This is a genomic window from Sphingobacterium sp. UBA3549, from assembly GCF_002376635.1.
In the GTDB taxonomy this organism is placed as follows: Bacteria; Bacteroidota; Bacteroidia; order Sphingobacteriales; family Sphingobacteriaceae; genus Sphingobacterium.
The window spans coordinates 196,918-213,307 of the sequence record NZ_DFOE01000035.1 but is presented as its reverse complement, the minus strand read 5'-3'; the positions used below and the strand labels follow the sequence as shown (position 1 = coordinate 213,307).

The window sequence follows — 16,390 nt, the reverse complement described above, 5'->3', positions numbered from 1 at the left end:
TGGCGCCTAACTCCCCGATCCGATTCATATGCTATTTCTGTTAATTTTAACGCGTAAAAATACGGATTGCGCAATTTTAAATAGGCAAAAAAAATAAATACATAAGTTTCCCAACAGTTGCCGCCAAAAAAATCTAAATAAAATACCTATAAATTCATCGTTCTCTCAATCTTAGGGGTATAAATAGAACGCTAGAACATCAATTATTTGTACCTAGAAAAGAAAGCGCTGTCTATAAAAGGTCCATTTTCATCATTCATCTTCTTTGTACGATACAAAAGAAACTTCCCGGAAGGCAGAATCTCTGCATAGGGGGCTCTCAGATCTGTAGTACTTTGAAGCATAATCAATTTATTCCCTCTCGGCCATGCTTTATAGGCATCAATCATTGGTTCCCTACCCTTGCCGATGTCATACCAGTCGTTAATGGTAAAATACTCCTGTCCGCGTTCATGATGGATCGATAGATGCCTTTTATTTTTTTTGTCGAACCAATTGCCTTTGATACGTTGAATTCCTGTCTCATGATTGCTCTTGGTACGCTGAGCACTACAATTGCTGTGAGCGAAAAAATACGCATAACAGAAAATTAAAACACATAACTTGATCTTTATCATAATCTTATTCATTTAATCACTACTAACCAATATATCCTTAAATACTGAAGCGATATCAGCCTTGCGTTCATAAAAATACAAAACAAAAAGGTCTGCTGAAAGTTCAATCCAAAGAGAATACTTAACTCGCTAGGGCTCCAAAGAATCCAATAAATGTGGTAAATCGGAATCTTAAAAAAAAGCGCGAGTAGCAGACATTAAACACGTATTGACAATACAACAATTACACATTAAATTTGGGGAAAGGATTATGAACCCGGTAATTTAAATCTAATTGTAGTAAAAAGTGTTTCCGAGTGAATGAGTTGTATATTACCACGGTGAGTATGCTTAGAATTTTTAATCACAACATTTCTTTACGAAAAAGCACTTATGATGCAATATAAAGACATTGCAAAAAAAATAATTGATCTGAAAAATGCAGACTTAGCATTAAGGGATAAGCTTATTAATGAGGGTAAACTAGGCGATGGATATAATGAAGAAATGAAGATCTTACACAATAAAAATGCTCAGATTTTAGACAAAATCATGAATACCATCGGTTATCCTACAGCAGAAAAAGTAGGAAAAGAAGCTAGCGACGCCTCCTGGTTAATTATACAGCACTCAATTGAACAACCAGAATTCATGAAGAGAAGTGCCGAACTATTGAAGACAGCTGTAAAAAATAATAAAGCCGATCCTAGAAATTTAGCTTATCTAACAGACCGAATAGCTGTATTTCAAGATCAGCCACAACGTTACGGGACTCAGTTTGATTGGGACGAAAACGGAAATCTAAGTCCTCATACAGTAGATGATGCGATCAAAGTAAATAAACGACGAAAGTCAATCGGCCTAAACACGGTTGAAGAGCAAACTGAAGTGATAAGGATACAGGCACTGCGTGAAAAGCAGTCTCCACCTAAAGACTTAGAAAAGAGAAAACGAGAAATGGAAGAGTGGAAGAAAAGTGTAGGATGGACAAAGTAAATAAAGGGATGCTATTAAAAACTTATTCAGATCTTAAAATTACACAACAAGATGAAAAAACTACATATATGGCTCGGAAAGTTTAAAACAGAGAAAGAATTTAAGAAATATCTGGATCAAAAAGATTACCTAGAAGCATGGTCTGCTTATGACAACGAACCTCCAACAGGTGACAAAGAGCACGATGCAGAACCTAATCCGCAGTTGCGCTGTGATTTCTGCAAGGAAATTTATTTGGATACGTATGATGAAGATCTCATGATGATTAAATATTACGATAACCCTGTTAATTCCAAAATCGTTGCAGATGATATTTGCATAGACCAAAACGAACTAGAAGTACGATTAAGACAGCACGGTCTTATTGATTGGAATGCTATTATAACGCTAGAAGATAATAACCTAGATGTGAAAGATGCCTCTCGCTCTAAAAAGATACATTATATCGGGAACTTAACTCAGCTTTCCTATCAGACTGCATCAGACCAACAGGTACATTATTTATGGATTGGACATAATAAAATCAATAAAAAAAATATTATTCAACAAACGGGGCTGGATAAAAAAGATAGTATAAAACTGAATTATCACCATTCTTCAAAAAGCGGAAACCTTGACGAGATACTGATGCTAAAGATCGAGGATTATAATATTGCCGAAAAGATGATTCTCAAAGTTGATGAGCTGAAAATGATCACCACCCATTCCATACTTGAAATTGTAGTAAATGGCACAATCGACATAGACGGTAAAGAAGTTGCAGAAACGCTAGGTATGGCTTATATCGGAAAATTTGACAATGGGTAAATTAAAATAGATAACTAAGACAACTATAGAACTCGCTATATAAATATTTATACATCTGAAATTCGGCTAATTAAAAAACCTAATATACATCGCCGATTAAGCGAAAAGTCAAGTTGATACGAGCTTTCATTTTTTGCGTGGATTTTGCGACGCGATGTTCCCAAGTTTCCTGCAAATCGCCTTTCATCAGCAAAAGGGAACCATGATTTAACAACAAGGAATACTTTTTACTATGATCGTCAACCTTCCTAAAATCGAAAAAGCGTGCCTGTCCCAGACTTATCGATCCAATTACAGGCCTATGTCCCAGTTCGCTATCTCTATCACGGTGCCAGGCCACCGAATCACTGTTGTCGCGATATAAATTAAGCAATACAGAATTGAATCGATAATTGAAGCGCTGTTCGATCTTCTCCTTCAACGCTTCCAAAGGTTCAAGCCATTGATTTACAGCGATCGTTTTTCCAGCGAGCTGGTAACTTGTATTTTTATCGCCATACCAAGCCGTTAACCTAGGGGTCAATAGCGTTCGATGGTACATTGTCTTCGATGTCTGCTGCCAACTGACCTCCTTGAGCAGTAGATCAAACAAATCGTCAGCTTCTTTTTGTGTAAGAAAATCCGCTTCGAAGTCTAAGAGCTCTTCCGGAAAATGATATCCTTCGTTTTCAAATAAGCTAAGCTGATCCATGTTCCAATTATTTAAAGGTATATCAATGGGCCCATTCTCTCCAACGGCCTTTCAGGGAAGAACAATTTATCCTAAATAAGGTGTGTCGATTATAATAGTGGCGGGCCAGGTGTATGTTTAATAAGTGTATATTTAAAAGGAGTTGCAATCAGCTTCTCACCGATTGCAACACATAGAAAACACTTAGATAGATATTTGATAAAACAGATGATCCCGTAGTAGCGCTGATCAGCTTGCGGATCAGCTTAAGGTTGCCCTCCTCCTCCAGCAGCTCCATAAATCTGTCCATTAGCGTAACTGGCATCTGATGCGGCAAGCTGAACATAGATCGATGCTAGTTCCGCCGGTTGTCCGGGTCTTCCCATGGGCGTGTCGCCTCCAAAATTCACCAGCTTTTCCTGTGTCGCACCGCCACTTACTTGTAGCGGTGTCCAAATAGGTCCCGGAGCTACGCCATTCACGCGAATACCCTTAGGTCCTAACTGTTTCGCCAGAGACCGTATATAGTTTGTTGTAGCAGCTTTTGTCTGCGCGTAATCGTAAAGATCTTCCGATGGATCTGTCGCCTGTACTGAGGTTGTTCCTATAATAACTGAACCGGGCTTCAAATGCGGTAGAGCAGCTTTAATAAGCCAAAATGGGGCATAGATATTAGTCTTCATGGTCGCATCAAATTCTTCGGTCGTAATATCCAATATAGAAGGTTTTGTCTGCTGTCGCGCAGCGTTATTGACCAAAATATCCAAACCACCCAACTGCTGGGCCGCCTCCTCTATCAGACGCGTACAGAACTTTTCTTCCCGAAGGTCACCCGGAATTGCTACCGCCTTTCGCCCTGCAGCTTTAATTAATGCGACAACTTCTTTGGCATCAACCTCCTCATCCGGTAGATAATTAATAGCAACATCGGCTCCCTCGCGTGCATAGGCGATTGCGGCAGCTCGCCCAATTCCAGAATCGCCGCCGGTAATTAAGGCTTTTCGCCCATTCAACCTCCCACTTCCTTTATATGATTCTTCGCCATGGTCGGGTCTTGGCTTCATTTTACTGCTCAATCCGGGCCAGGACTGGAGTTGCTTTTGAAAAGGCGGTTTAGGATATTTGTCGTTTGGATTCTGTAAATTAGCATTTCCACCTTGCTGAGCTTCAGCTGGCCGCCATCCTCCCACCAGTCCTAAAGCTAATACACTAGTTCCTATTGTTCCCAGAGCCTTGCGTCTATCCATTTTTGTTGAATTTTCCATTTTCTCTATAAATTTTTAATGATCGACTCAGTGTCGTGTGAGCAAATTTTTTAAAAATTAACAGCGATCACAGTACTTTCGTTCGATCATAGCTGATGGATGCGTTAATTCACGCATAAATCGGTCACAAAAAGTAGAAACACGTTGGTCCATTGAAAAATGTAATCTACGTAGAAATGAAATTTCACGTATAAAGCGGCATTTATAGCGTAGTTAATCAATCAACAATTGTCGAATATCCGGTGTCCTACAAATAAAATATGTGTAACATGAACAGAAAAAAAATAACGCAAGATCAGCATCAAGGTATGCCTATCATTGCATTTGCGATCATCTCACAACAGGATCCTGATCAAGATCTTTTTAAAAATGAATCCGATGAAGATCCAGAAATCCCAGCAGAGGATGATCTCGGTATTCAAGAAGAAATTGATTTTGAGGATGAAAGTGAATTTGACGATGAAACCATCGCCGAAGAAGATGATCTGGATATCCAAGAAGAAAGTGGTTTTGAGGATGAAAGTGAACTCGACGATGAAACTATCGCTGAAGATGAAGAGGCAAATGATGCAGAAGGGCTCCCCTTCAACCGCCAACAGAGCCATCAGATGTAGAGGAAGGAACCATTTAATAATCAACGTGTGGGATGCTATAGCAAACGGATTGATGTAACAAATAATCCGTTTGTTCTTAGCGATCAGATCAAAGGACGACGCCCAATGTATAAGAGGAAAATGCTGAAAACAAACCATCAATTGGTCAGTCAATGGATATTAGACCTTAAATTATTTTTATCTTCAGCTCGTTCAAAGAACGTGAAAACAGTGGCATGAAAGTACATAATCCTCAGTGACTGGTCTATCTCGCCCCATAAATTATATTGAAGTAAATACTATGAGCCTCTTGCCCTAAGTTTGATATTTCTTCACTTAACTTGAAAGTCTCCTTAAGATTAACCTTCTCAGTCTTTCATCGTTTGGATCCCCCCAGTAACCCAGCGCGGAAATTACAGGAATCAAACTTATCCCGAAATCGGTAAGCGAATATTCAACTTTCGGTGGAACGACAGGATATATTTTCTTGGTGATAAGCTCATGATCCTCCAGTTCTTTTAGCTGGAGGTTAAGGACCCGTCGAGAAGCATCCGGTATTTTACGCAGCAATTCACTGGGTCTTTTATATCCTTGGTTGATAAACCACAGCAAACGGATTTTCCATTTGCCATAAAGCACTTCACCTATCAAGTCAAGGCCACAGTTCAGATTTGGAATTACTTTTCTTTCATACATATTTCAAAATTAAACGTATGAACCCATTTGTACAATAGGGGATAAAAAATGGAACAGTTTAAATTCAACAATGAGTTATCCAACAAGATTGCCCTGGTAACTGGGGGTACAAAAGGAACTGGAAGGGCAATTGCAGAAAGACTATTACAGGCCGGAGCAACAGTTATCATTACCGCGAGAAACGCTCCTGAAAAAGAAAATAGTAATCTGCATTACATTACGTCTGATCTGAGCACGGCAGAGGGAACCCAAAAATTAGTGAGCGCGGTGCTTGCAAACTATGGAAGGCTAGACATTCTGATAAATAATCTCGGTGGATCATCTACCCCTGCAGGAGGTTTCGCTGCCCTCAGCGATGAAGATTGGGAATCGACCATACAGATTAACTTTTTGGCACCGATTCGTCTCGACAGGAGCTTTTTACCACAGATGATCGAACGCAGAAACGGTGTAATTATTCACATTTCTTCTATTCAGGGCAAATTACCCTTATATGATTCAACGTTACCATACGCAGCGGCAAAGGCTGGATTGAGAAACTATAGCAAAAGCTTATCGAACGAAGTTACGCCCAAAGGCATTCGTGTCCTAACAGATTCCCCTGGGTGGATCAACACCGCAACATCCGAAGCCTGGCTAGGTGAAATTGCCAGAAACTCAAATAGCACTGTCGAGGAAGCGCAACAGGGCGTAATGGATGCATTGGGGGGAATTCCTTTCGGAAGACCTGCTGAACCTGCAGAGGTAGCTGAACTTGTCGGCTTCCTCGTTTCACCAAGAGCTAGCTATCTAACAGGAACTGAATATGTAATTGACGGCGAAACATTACCGACCATTTAGTAATAATCTAACTCAGTAAAACACAAAGCGAATTTGACCTTGGCGTTTAAGTATACGAACATCATTTACGAGTGACTTACGGCAGAACTAAATACCTAAAAAGACAATTTATCACGATGAAATCTTTCTGGGCCTAAGCCATCTCGAATATGATTAGAGCGTTTCAAACACCGCCCTATCTGCATGCGATATCTAAAGAAATTTAGCACACCATTTTGCTAGTCGATTCAATTAAAGACTTCATTACCGCTGAAAAGCGTAAAACATCCAGCAAGAGTTCGAAACCCTGAGATGAGGTTAGCATAAAAAAAACCATTATCGAAAACAATAATGGCTTTTTCTTGATTTAATTAAACGAAATTGTTAACGAATCCCTATTTTAAATCCAGGTAATTTATACCCGCTTTAAGCTTACAAAGAGGGTCAAAATTAATTTGCAGCTACAGTGCCTTTAACACATCTCACGTAGCTTGGACTAGTACGAAATCCTGTATCAAAGCCGCCCGAAGTCTCACTAAAACTCCATTGATTGCCATGATTAACTCCATTATAATTTCTAGAACTTGATGCCCAATAAAAACCTGAGTCTGAAATAGTAATCGGAGCTTTTGTTCGATTCCAAAGCGTACTAGAAGGCGTGCTAGCACCATTCCAGTACAAATTTGGAGTCTTTGGCAATATAACAACAGCATTACCATTAGAAATCCGAACGCCCCGCCGACCATTTTCTGTGACCAAACTTTTAGTCGACCCTATGCTTAGTGCCTGAAAATCCGCATGACTAGGCGTTCTCCATCCGCCGCCATTTGCCGTTACCTTTGAGCAAGGATCTCCTACAGGATTGTAAGCATATGCCTCTCCGCTCTTAAGGCTTTGCCAACCAAATGCTGTCCCCAATTCTAGATTAGGTGCAAAGGAATAAGCACCATTGATCTCTGACAAGTTTCCCGGTGCCCATTCCAATCCGTTTATTACAGTAGAATTCTTTTTGAGCGTGAGACTTAACTTGTAGGACTTTCCTCTTGTTAACGGAACATTAGGAATAGTCAAGTCTTTTACTTCTCCGCCAACATTAATACCACTGATTTTTATATTTCCAAGACCGTCAGGCGCTGCCAGAATAAAGGGTGATGATTGTGCGTATTGTCTTGTTCCATCAATTGTCATATTGATGGGATAACCTTGTGAAATTAAATCTTCAGCTTTATAAGTTAAACTCGCGTCACTCACTTTTAAAGAAAGTCCACTATAATGGGAAGATGCGTTCCAGCTACCAATTGCATTGATGTTTCCAACATTCTTAGAATCTAAACTAACAGTGATTTCGCAAAACAAATGTTCGAACAACACATCAATATAATTGGTCCCGTAATTCAAAACTTTATCTATTCGAGTGTACATCTGATCTAAATTCTGTCCACCGCTTTGTGTCAGTAGCCTACCTACCACAGCCTTATCAAGATCTTCGGTGGAAGGTGGCAAAGCAACCGTATAAAGTTTGGTATTGTTACTCTGAAATATAAAGGTATATTTCTCACCAGCATTAAATTTGTATTCACTGCCAGACGTAGGGGTAGTATCTCCGACTTTGTATCGGTTAAATCCTACATATTTGCCATCCTTATCATAGTATGTTACCGAATATAGCGTACCAATTTCTACAGCCGATCGTCCAACTTGAGCAACTAAATTCGTACTTGCTGATTGCGCTTTTGCCATAAGACCGCTAGAAGTTTCCGATAAAACACACTCAATCGAATATTTATCATCAACATTTACAGAATAACGATTCTCTGCACTGGCTGCTTTCGAAGTTGTTGCTTTGGTTGCAATAGCTGAATTAGTATTGAAACTATTGATTTTGGAATCAAAAATTACCTTTACCGCATCGCCCTCATGAATTTGGTTGGACTGTTCCTTTTTACATGAATTCAGCAAAAAACAGAAAACTAATACGCCAGAACCAATAACTATTTTATGTTTAAAATTTCTTTTCATAATATTTAACTTTATTTACCACGTAATTTCCCAGTCTTTATTCTCCCCAGGTTTCCATTCATGTGCTATACCACCGCCAGATCCATCACCTGGTATCACAATAGCTGAACTTGCTGCTAGAGAATTTTCCATTTTAATGTCCATAACCTCTACGCGAGGAGGAACATATTTCTTTTTGACATCTTTCATCTTTTATCAATTTTAATCTTTTGTAATAATTTTGTCTTCATACTTCAAAGAGACTTTGCAACAGCGATTTTTTGAAACTTTTCAAGCATTATTAGACAAATCAAAACAATCCTGTAATCATAAAAAACAAACGGAAGCGATAAACACCAATTTTAGGTATGGTTATAATTACTTATCCCCAGAAATTGGTAGTTAAATGTCTACAAGATTTACAAATACCTTGTTTTAAGCACTTTTGAAACTAATCAATAGTGTAAAAGACTTATATTAGAGGTCAAAAAAAATACAATATAACCTATGAAAGAGGTAAAAATGGCAGTGATCTTGGATGATGAAAAACTATTCGCTAACTCCTTCTCACTTTTATTAGAGAAATATAAAATATTTGAACACGTACTTGTGTTTAATCAATTTAACGAGATGATCAATTACCTAATTCAAGAAGAAAGAAAAAACATTCATTTTTTTTTAGACTATTTTTTGGGAGACAATAATGGCGCTAGTGTACTTCAAGATATCAAAAGACTTGCTAAACACTCTCATTTTATTTTTTTATCATCAACCACAAGCCCACATATTATCCACAATATGCTACAGGTTAGACCAAACGGAATTATTAGCAAATCATGTGAAATATCCTCATTGATTGCATGTATAAAAGCTGTGGAAATAAATGAATTATATATAGAAGAGTCATTGAAAGTTCTCATCGACAATGCGCATAAGGATTCGATCGTTTTTTCTCAAAGGGAAATCCAGCTCCTTTATCTCTTTATGAGCGGGTTGAGTATTGCACAAGCGGCAGAAAAAGCATGTTTAAGTACACATACCATTATAACCTATCGTAAAAAAATGATGGCTAAAGCAAATTGTCATTCTATTGTTCAACTATTAAAAATAGCAAAAGACCATGGCATTATTAACTAAATCATTATCTATATTCTTTTTGTTTCTAAACATTTCCAGTGCTATTGGGCAATTTTATAATGATAATTTCTTAAAACTAATTGAAAACAATAAAGTTGAACAAAAGGAATACTTGGATAAAATGGACATTTGGATCGATAGAGAGTTCTCTGAAGGCCGTACTTTTTCAAGGGAAGAGTTAACAGAGCACTTAAAAACTTATCTCGTCTTATCACAAAAACACAAAGATCTTTATCCTTATAAAATCAATTATTACATCAAATTAGCTAATAATGCTCAATATGCGAATCGAAATGGTGAGTGCTTCTATTTCCTTGAAAAAGCAGAAAAAGAAATATATAAGCTTTTCAAACAACGCTCTTTAATTGTTTCAGGAAGAAAAATAAATGTTTACTTAGAGAATAGAAACTATAAAAAAGTTATTGATACATACAAAAATAAGCAGTCTTATCTAAATACCTTACCCAAACTAATTAAAGATAACGCGTTAAACCTCAATATTTCCAATGAATATATTACCATTTTTAACCCAGCCATGGAGGCCTGTGTTGAAAGTGGAAATATTAAAGAAGCCGATAGCGTCTTTGCACTTTCCGAAAGAATTTACGCTGAGCTGAAACAAAAACTGCCACAGGATAATTTACAAGCCCAATATGTTAATTTCTATCAAGCACACATCCGATATCAACACAGTTTAAATGGAGTTTTCAAAAAACATAAAGCACTTCAAGCTTTAAATGAGATGAAACAAGCTGTCAATAGTGAGTATGTTAATGCAACTGAAATTAATAATGATATTAAAAGCAAATATTATTTATCCAAAGCCAAGTACTATTTACGCGTCGGAATTAAAGATTCAACAAATTCCTATCTAGATTCACTTAGAAATGTCCCATTTCTCAATGAAGAACAACATTATGAAGCGAATGCCCTAACAACATTAATAGCGGAGAAAGAAGGAAATTATTACAAGGCTTACAATGAAATGAAGAAAGTAGCGATTTCAAGCGATTCATTGCGGGCATTGCTGGTCGATGATATAGATAAGCTTATTTATGCACACACAGAATCAGAGGTAAATCGCGAATTATTGCGAGTTTCCGAAGAGAAAGAAAATACGCGGAACCTTTGGATTATTTGCTTAATATCGATATTTACCATAATTGGAGCACTACTATATATTGTCATAAAAAGGAGAGAAAAAGCGTCAAAAAAGCGTATTGAAGAGTTAAATACAGAAGTAAACCTCCAAATTTCAATTATGGAAGAACGACTAGCATTTGTAAGAAGAGATGAAAAGAAAAGATTAGCTCAAGATCTGCACGATTCATTTTCCAGTAAAATTGCAAGTGTCAAACAGCGCTTGACAATACTACAAAATGAGAACATGAGTGCCGAACAGATCGAAAATATCGATGTTCTCATCAATATTTCAAATGAATTGTATAACGAGTCTAGGAAACATAGCCACAATTTGTACACGGAAGATTTCATTAGCGATGACAAAATATACATTGAAAATTTAATGAAAATCATTAAATATGCATTGCCTAAAAATAGATATGAAACCGAGATAAATATTGACCCAGGCGCGCTAGATAAAATCACTCTTGAAATCCGAATTCAACTTATCTATATATTTCAAGAAATATTAACAAATATAATTAAACATGCAAAGGCAAAAAAAATACAGATAGCTATTTATAAAGAAGACAACAAATTGAACATATTAATTGAGGATAATGGAAAGGGGTTCAATGAAAATAAACAGCTTAAACAAGGTATAGGATTTAAATCTATACAGAATAGGCTGGAAAATATCAACGGTAAACTCACTATATCATCAAATTCAACTAAAACGTCTATCTTCATTGAAATTTTTGTGGTATAAAAGCCTCCATAAATAAGCTAGCAGATAAGCGTTTGAGGCTTGTCCATATATTTGTCTTCTTTCGAAACGGATATTTCGACCGATGTACCGTATTCGCCCACCTAGATTTTCCCAAAAAAAGTACTTGAAATTCGCAAACACCAAAACGGATCATTCTAACCGTGAAACCGTTCCCAAAATTTGGGAACGGTTTCATTAAAAAAAAACCAGTCTAGCAAACCTTTCCGAATGCAACTATAATATCTTTGAGTATTGACTAACCGAATATAGTAGACCTACAAGCCTTATTTTATAATACACTAAGCATAAGATAACGGTAAATATTTTTCTATGTAGGCTGAAAAGTTCGTGATGCTCAAAAATGTTAAGAGACCAATTTTAAACCAATTAAGGTATGTTAGAATTACAAAGTTTGCTTAAATCTAAGACAGCTTATGCTATGCTCTTTTGTTTCCCCTTTTGGAGCTATGCACAGCAGGATGTCTCTTTAGAGAAAACTCTAGAGCAAGATTCTATCAGTAACATCAATCAATTAATCTATTTCAATACACCTAAGCAGTACTCCACAGCTTCGGTGTCCAAATTACCTGGCTATGCAATTGCCTCAACTCCAGTATTTGGTTACCTTACTGCAGCGGCGGGACAATTGGCCGGTCTAAAGGTTAGCCGAAACAATGGACAGCCATTAAATGAAGACATGAGCTATCAACTCAGGGGTCGCCCGCCGATTATCCTAATCGATGGTATTCCGCGTTCTGTCACCGAAATTGGCATGCAGGAGATCGAATCAATTTCGGTGTTGAAAGATGCTGTCTCCTTAGCAATGCTGGGCATCCGTGGCGCTGATGGTGCAATAGCAATTGTCACCAAAAAAGGGTACACCGATAGGACACAGATTAATTTCTCGGCTCAATATGGTATCCAAAAACCATTGCAGAATTTAATCGGAAAGCCATTGAATGCCTACCAGTATGCCCTATTGTACAATGAAGCATTAAAAAATGATGGGCTTTCGGTCACAAACAATGGTTTTAGTGAAACTGCCCTAACGAGCTTTAAAGATGGTAATAATCCATTGACCTATCCAAATGTGAATTGGGCTGAACAGGTCATTAAAAACAACGCTACTGTTGCTCGATACAATCTGAATACCCGCGGAGGAAACAAATATGTCAAGTATTTCGTCAATCTCGAACATCTCAGTCAAAACGGTCTACTGAAAACCAATGCCAACAACAATTATAGTACGAACACCAACGCGAAGGGATATTTTGTCCGTTCGAATGTGGATGTCAGGCTTTCCGATTTACTGGAGGCCGGAGTGTATATCCAAGGCCGTATATTGAATGCCAACAGCCCCGGTAATGATGGGACAGACAATATCTTTCAGTCAATTTTAAACACCCCTAATAGTGCATACCCGATATATAACTTGGATGGGACCTTTGGCGGCTCTTCCAAATTTCAAAATAATATATTAGCGCAGACTAACGCTTCAGGATATGCGATAGCTAATACGCGAACTATATTAACGGACTTCTACTTAAAACGTTCTTTGGATGATGTACTGAAAGGCTTGTGGTTAAAAGCCAGAGCTTCATTTTTTTCCAACCTCCGTGAAAATTACGTACGAAACAAATCATTCGCCGTATTTCAGTTAATGAACGATGATCTCGAAGCACCAATATATAAACAGTATGGTAATAATACGGAACAAAATAACAGCAATAACATAGCATTTCAAAATAGATCAAATTTTCAGGAGCTTTCAATAGGCTACTCCAATGAAACCGAAAAGCATGGGATCGACCTTATACTGTTAGCTAATCGGGACAATCTGGTCAATGGTTCAGACCTACCCTATACTGTACAGGGCATATCGGGGCATGCTGCTTTCCACTATGACAATCGCTACCTAGCAGAGCTGTCTTTTGCTGTTAATGGTGCTAATCGTTACCCAAACGACGGAGGGTTCAAATACGGTACATTCCCCGCTATCGGCTTAGGTTGGAATATACACCGAGAAGAACTACTTAAAGACGTAAAATGGATAAACAAAATAAAGCTATTCGGATCATATGGTTTATTAGGTCGTGACAATGCGAGTTATTACACCTATATACAAAGTTATAATGGTACGCCAGAAACTTTTTTCGGATCAACAGCGGGCTCAGCAGGAACAATAGGTGAGTCTTATTTGGCCAACGCAAACCCGACCTGGGCCAAAGTGAATATGCTAAATCTCGGTATCGATGGTGCGCTCTTTAACGACCAATTCACTTTTCAACTCACTTACTACAAAAATAAATACCGCGATCTCAATATTACACGCAAAAGCAACAATTCGCTGTTGGGCATCAGTTATCCCAATGAAAATATCGGCAAACAGGATTACACCGGATACGAAACCGAAGTGGGATGGCGCAACCATACCTCTAAATTCTCCTATTATGCCTTACTGAACGCAAGCATCCAAAAATCGACAATGGTCTACGAAGCCGAACCTGCGTTGGCCTATTCTTACATGTCTTCTTCAGGGCATCCTGTTGGACAGACCATAGGATATATCGCCGAAGGATTATACAGGAGTGCTGATGAATTACAATCATCACCAACAGTGGAGGGCTACACACCACAATTAGGAGATATTCGTTACCGAGACCGCAATGGTGACGGTCTGATCAATCAATATGATCAGGGTCCAATAGGTTCAGAAAAACCACAAATCTTGCTCGGAACCAATTTAGGCTTTAGCTTCGCCAACATCGATTTTTCCATCTTCTTTCAGGGTATGATAAATCGTGAAGTCTATCTTTCTGGCAATAGTTACCGGGAATTTAACAGCGGTACGGGTCAGGCTTACAGCACACAGCTCGATCGTTTTACCATAGACAACCCGAATGCCGACTATCCAAGATTAAGCACCAGTTCAGGCCCTCAAAGTGCTGCAATTAACAACAATGTATATTCAACCTTTTGGTTACGTAGTGGCAACTATCTACGCATTCGTACTGTCGAATTAGGCTATACATTACCCACAATCTTAACGCAACGGGTTAAGATCAAGTCGGCGCGGGTTTTTGCTAATGGTTTTAACCTATATACATTTAGCTCAAAAACATTCAACGGTGCCGATCCAGAAAATTTCCGTGGTCTGTACCCTATACAAAAAATCATCAGTTTCGGTCTAAACATCCAACTATAATACAGGGAGATATGAAAAAAACAGTAATTTGTGTACTAGCCTGTGCCATGCTCGGGATAGCTTCTTGCAACAAATTTGAACACCAACCAGAAGAAAGGATTCTGCTCGGTGATGTGTTTGATCCCACTGATAAAGAGGGTGTACAGGCAAAAGCCTATCTATTCGGAATCTACTCCTTTCTTCCTAACGGATTCAACCGCATAACAGGCGATATGCTTGATGCCGCAACGGATGATGCTGTACCATCTTCCGAAACATCGGATATTCGGCTATTTACAAACGGTCAGTTAACCGCTGTAAATTATCCGGACAATAACTGGCAGAATAGCTATACGATTATTCGCCGAGCAAATGTATTCTTACAAAATATATCGGTAGTACCCATTCCCGAAAACATGATCCGACGCTATAAAGCCGAAGCGCGGTTTCTTAGGGCATTCGCATATTTTGAGTTGTTAAAGCGCTACGGTGGGATCCCAATAGTGGGCGATAACATATTCGAACTGTCCGATGACCTGAATATCCCTCGGAGCTCCTATGCTGAATGTGTAGATTTGATTGCCAGTGAGTGTGAGGCGATCAAAGGTGATCTGCCCGCAGCTTCTTCGGCCCTGCTCACTACAACGGAATATGGACGTGTGACAAATGAAGCTGCTTTAGCGCTAAAACTGAGGTTATATCTCTACGCAGCTAGCCCTCTTTTTAACGGCGGCGGCGTTAGTGTTAACCCACAAATCAAACTACTTAATGGTTATCCAGACAAAGACAACGGACGTTGGACGCGTGTGCTTTCGACCGCTGAAGAATTGATAGCCAAGGGCTACCATAAATTACCAGCTGGCACAGGTTCAATCGCTTATGCAAATATCTTTACAACCAAAGTAAATACGGATATTATCTTTGCCAAGCAATCGGCCAATTCAACTTCCTTAGAGGCAAATAATGCACCAGTGGGCTATGTTGCTCCTGCGGCCAGCAATGGTCGAACAAGCCCTACACAAAACTTTGTCAATGCCTTTCCTATGGATACCGGGTTACCCTATGTTGGTTTAAGTACTGATCTCAGCCAATACGAAAATCGCGATCCCCGATTAAAAGCGATCCTTTTTTACAATGGAGTCCGGTGGTTGAGCAGGCCGATTGAAACATTCGAAGGTGGCTTGGATAAACCCAATAAGCCTTTCTTAAGTCAAACCAAGACCGCTTACTACTTACGTAAATTCTTGGGTGATTTCACAAACGCTACGACCTATGCAAATCAAAGCCATAATTTCCCCTATTTCCGTTATGCTGAAGTCTTACTAAGCTACGCCGAAGCCCTTAACGAAGTCGGTCGTACCGAAGATGCAGTCAAACAGATCACCTTGATACGGGCACGCGCTGGTATTAAACCTGGTAACAATAGTCGCTATGGTATTTCGGAAGGGATCGCACAAACTGCAATGCGCGATCTTATAAAAAATGAAAGACGTATCGAACTGGCCTTCGAAGAACATCGCTTCTGGGATATCAGACGTTGGAAGGATGCTGGAGACATCAAAAATTCGCTCAAAGGTCTTGTCCTCCATAAATCAGGGGCGTCTGTGACGGCAATCGAACAAATGCTTACCCCCTTTCATTTTGAAACCAAGTATTACCATATGCCTATACCTTATAGCGAAACGTCTAAAAATCGTGCATTGATTCAGAATGAAGGCTATTATTAATCAAAAAAGAC

General features: G+C 38.7%; 14 protein-coding genes. 8 read left to right on the top strand and 6 right to left on the bottom strand.

Translation table 11 applies throughout. From position 1 onward, the window contains the following. Positions 1-203 precede the first annotated feature (203 nt). Positions 204-617: a hypothetical protein gene (locus B2W36_RS18445; protein WP_293889139.1), complete on the bottom strand. Its 414-nt coding sequence runs from the start codon at positions 615-617 to the stop codon at positions 204-206. A gap of 372 nt (positions 618-989) precedes the next feature. Here B2W36_RS18445 and B2W36_RS18440 point away from each other — a divergent pair, with 372 nt between their 5' ends. Beyond that, the gene (locus B2W36_RS18440) at positions 990-1,592 is read left to right on the top strand and encodes a DUF6624 domain-containing protein (RefSeq protein WP_293889137.1); all 603 of its coding nucleotides are present in this window, start codon (positions 990-992) and stop codon (positions 1,590-1,592) included. Positions 1,593-1,643: 51 nt separating this feature from the next. Further along, on the top strand, positions 1,644-2,399 hold the full coding sequence (locus tag B2W36_RS18435; RefSeq protein WP_293889135.1) for an immunity 22 family protein: 756 nt from the start codon (positions 1,644-1,646) through the stop codon (positions 2,397-2,399). A 79-nt stretch (positions 2,400-2,478) separates the two neighbouring features. On the opposite strand, the gene B2W36_RS18430 is transcribed toward B2W36_RS18435, so the two are convergent. Both B2W36_RS18430 and B2W36_RS18425 read right to left on the bottom strand, forming a co-directional pair. Further along, the gene (locus B2W36_RS18430; RefSeq protein WP_293889133.1) at positions 2,479-3,090 is read right to left on the bottom strand and encodes an alpha-ketoglutarate-dependent dioxygenase AlkB family protein; all 612 of its coding nucleotides are present in this window, start codon (positions 3,088-3,090) and stop codon (positions 2,479-2,481) included. Positions 3,091-3,335: 245 nt separating this feature from the next. After that, the gene (locus B2W36_RS18425) at positions 3,336-4,334 is read right to left on the bottom strand and encodes an SDR family oxidoreductase (protein ID WP_293889132.1); all 999 of its coding nucleotides are present in this window, start codon (positions 4,332-4,334) and stop codon (positions 3,336-3,338) included. Between the two features lie 269 nt (positions 4,335-4,603). On the opposite strand from B2W36_RS18425, the gene B2W36_RS18420 reads away from it, so the two are divergent. Continuing rightward, positions 4,604-4,948 (top strand): hypothetical protein, encoded by a 345-nt coding sequence (locus B2W36_RS18420; protein WP_293889130.1) that lies wholly within the window; start codon positions 4,604-4,606, stop codon positions 4,946-4,948. 315 nt (positions 4,949-5,263) lie between these two features. On the opposite strand, the gene B2W36_RS18415 is transcribed toward B2W36_RS18420, so the two are convergent. Beyond that, positions 5,264-5,623 carry a winged helix-turn-helix transcriptional regulator gene (locus B2W36_RS18415; RefSeq protein WP_293889128.1) on the bottom strand — a complete coding sequence of 120 codons (360 nt, stop codon included), beginning with the start codon at positions 5,621-5,623 and terminating at the stop codon, positions 5,264-5,266. A 48-nt stretch (positions 5,624-5,671) separates the two neighbouring features. Between B2W36_RS18415 and B2W36_RS18410 the strand changes: the two genes are divergently transcribed. After that, the gene (locus B2W36_RS18410; RefSeq protein ID WP_293889126.1) at positions 5,672-6,463 is read left to right on the top strand and encodes an SDR family oxidoreductase; all 792 of its coding nucleotides are present in this window, start codon (positions 5,672-5,674) and stop codon (positions 6,461-6,463) included. Positions 6,464-6,892: 429 nt separating this feature from the next. Here B2W36_RS18410 and B2W36_RS18405 read toward each other — a convergent pair whose 3' ends face one another. Together B2W36_RS18405 and B2W36_RS18400 are read right to left on the bottom strand one after the other, a co-directional pair. Next, on the bottom strand, positions 6,893-8,461 hold the full coding sequence (locus B2W36_RS18405) for a hypothetical protein (protein WP_293889124.1): 1,569 nt from the start codon (positions 8,459-8,461) through the stop codon (positions 6,893-6,895). A gap of 15 nt (positions 8,462-8,476) precedes the next feature. Then, positions 8,477-8,650, bottom strand: a complete 174-nt coding sequence (locus B2W36_RS18400) for a hypothetical protein (protein ID WP_209574193.1) — start codon at positions 8,648-8,650, stop codon at positions 8,477-8,479. 297 nt (positions 8,651-8,947) lie between these two features. Between B2W36_RS18400 and B2W36_RS18395 the strand changes: the two genes are divergently transcribed. The 4 genes from B2W36_RS18395 to B2W36_RS18380 all read left to right on the top strand — a co-directional run bounded on the left by B2W36_RS18395 (position 8,948) and on the right by B2W36_RS18380 (position 16,379). Further along, positions 8,948-9,577 (top strand): response regulator transcription factor, encoded by a 630-nt coding sequence (locus B2W36_RS18395; RefSeq protein ID WP_293889122.1) that lies wholly within the window; start codon positions 8,948-8,950, stop codon positions 9,575-9,577. Next, positions 9,561-11,468, top strand: coding sequence for a sensor histidine kinase (locus B2W36_RS18390; RefSeq protein WP_293889120.1), 1,908 nt, complete (start codon positions 9,561-9,563; stop codon positions 11,466-11,468). Before B2W36_RS18395 ends, B2W36_RS18390 begins: the two co-directional genes overlap by 17 nt. Positions 11,469-11,862: 394 nt before the next feature. Then, on the top strand, positions 11,863-14,673 hold the full coding sequence (locus B2W36_RS18385; protein ID WP_293889118.1) for a SusC/RagA family TonB-linked outer membrane protein: 2,811 nt from the start codon (positions 11,863-11,865) through the stop codon (positions 14,671-14,673). Between the two features lie 11 nt (positions 14,674-14,684). Next, positions 14,685-16,379 carry a RagB/SusD family nutrient uptake outer membrane protein gene (locus B2W36_RS18380; protein ID WP_293889116.1) on the top strand — a complete coding sequence of 565 codons (1,695 nt, stop codon included), beginning with the start codon at positions 14,685-14,687 and terminating at the stop codon, positions 16,377-16,379. Positions 16,380-16,390: the final 11 nt, after the last annotated feature.

Bases quoted from the DNA above. Each gene is read 5' to 3' on its own strand.
- B2W36_RS18395 (WP_293889122.1), top strand. From the start codon at position 8,948: ATGAAAGAGGTAAAAATGGCAGTGATCTTGGATGATGAAAAACTATTC.
- B2W36_RS18430 (WP_293889133.1), bottom strand. From the start codon at position 3,090: ATGGATCAGCTTAGCTTATTTGAAAACGAAGGATATCATTTTCCGGAA.
- B2W36_RS18390 (WP_293889120.1), top strand. From the start codon at position 9,561: ATGGCATTATTAACTAAATCATTATCTATATTCTTTTTGTTTCTAAAC.
- B2W36_RS18415 (WP_293889128.1), bottom strand. From the start codon at position 5,623: ATGTATGAAAGAAAAGTAATTCCAAATCTGAACTGTGGCCTTGACTTG.
- B2W36_RS18440 (WP_293889137.1), top strand. From the start codon at position 990: ATGATGCAATATAAAGACATTGCAAAAAAAATAATTGATCTGAAAAAT.
- B2W36_RS18380 (WP_293889116.1), top strand. From the start codon at position 14,685: ATGAAAAAAACAGTAATTTGTGTACTAGCCTGTGCCATGCTCGGGATA.
- B2W36_RS18420 (WP_293889130.1), top strand. From the start codon at position 4,604: ATGAACAGAAAAAAAATAACGCAAGATCAGCATCAAGGTATGCCTATC.
- B2W36_RS18425 (WP_293889132.1), bottom strand. From the start codon at position 4,334: ATGGAAAATTCAACAAAAATGGATAGACGCAAGGCTCTGGGAACAATA.
- B2W36_RS18435 (WP_293889135.1), top strand. From the start codon at position 1,644: ATGAAAAAACTACATATATGGCTCGGAAAGTTTAAAACAGAGAAAGAA.
- B2W36_RS18445 (WP_293889139.1), bottom strand. From the start codon at position 617: ATGATAAAGATCAAGTTATGTGTTTTAATTTTCTGTTATGCGTATTTT.
- B2W36_RS18410 (WP_293889126.1), top strand. From the start codon at position 5,672: ATGGAACAGTTTAAATTCAACAATGAGTTATCCAACAAGATTGCCCTG.
- B2W36_RS18385 (WP_293889118.1), top strand. From the start codon at position 11,863: ATGTTAGAATTACAAAGTTTGCTTAAATCTAAGACAGCTTATGCTATG.
- B2W36_RS18400 (WP_209574193.1), bottom strand. From the start codon at position 8,650: ATGAAAGATGTCAAAAAGAAATATGTTCCTCCTCGCGTAGAGGTTATG.
- B2W36_RS18405 (WP_293889124.1), bottom strand. From the start codon at position 8,461: ATGAAAAGAAATTTTAAACATAAAATAGTTATTGGTTCTGGCGTATTA.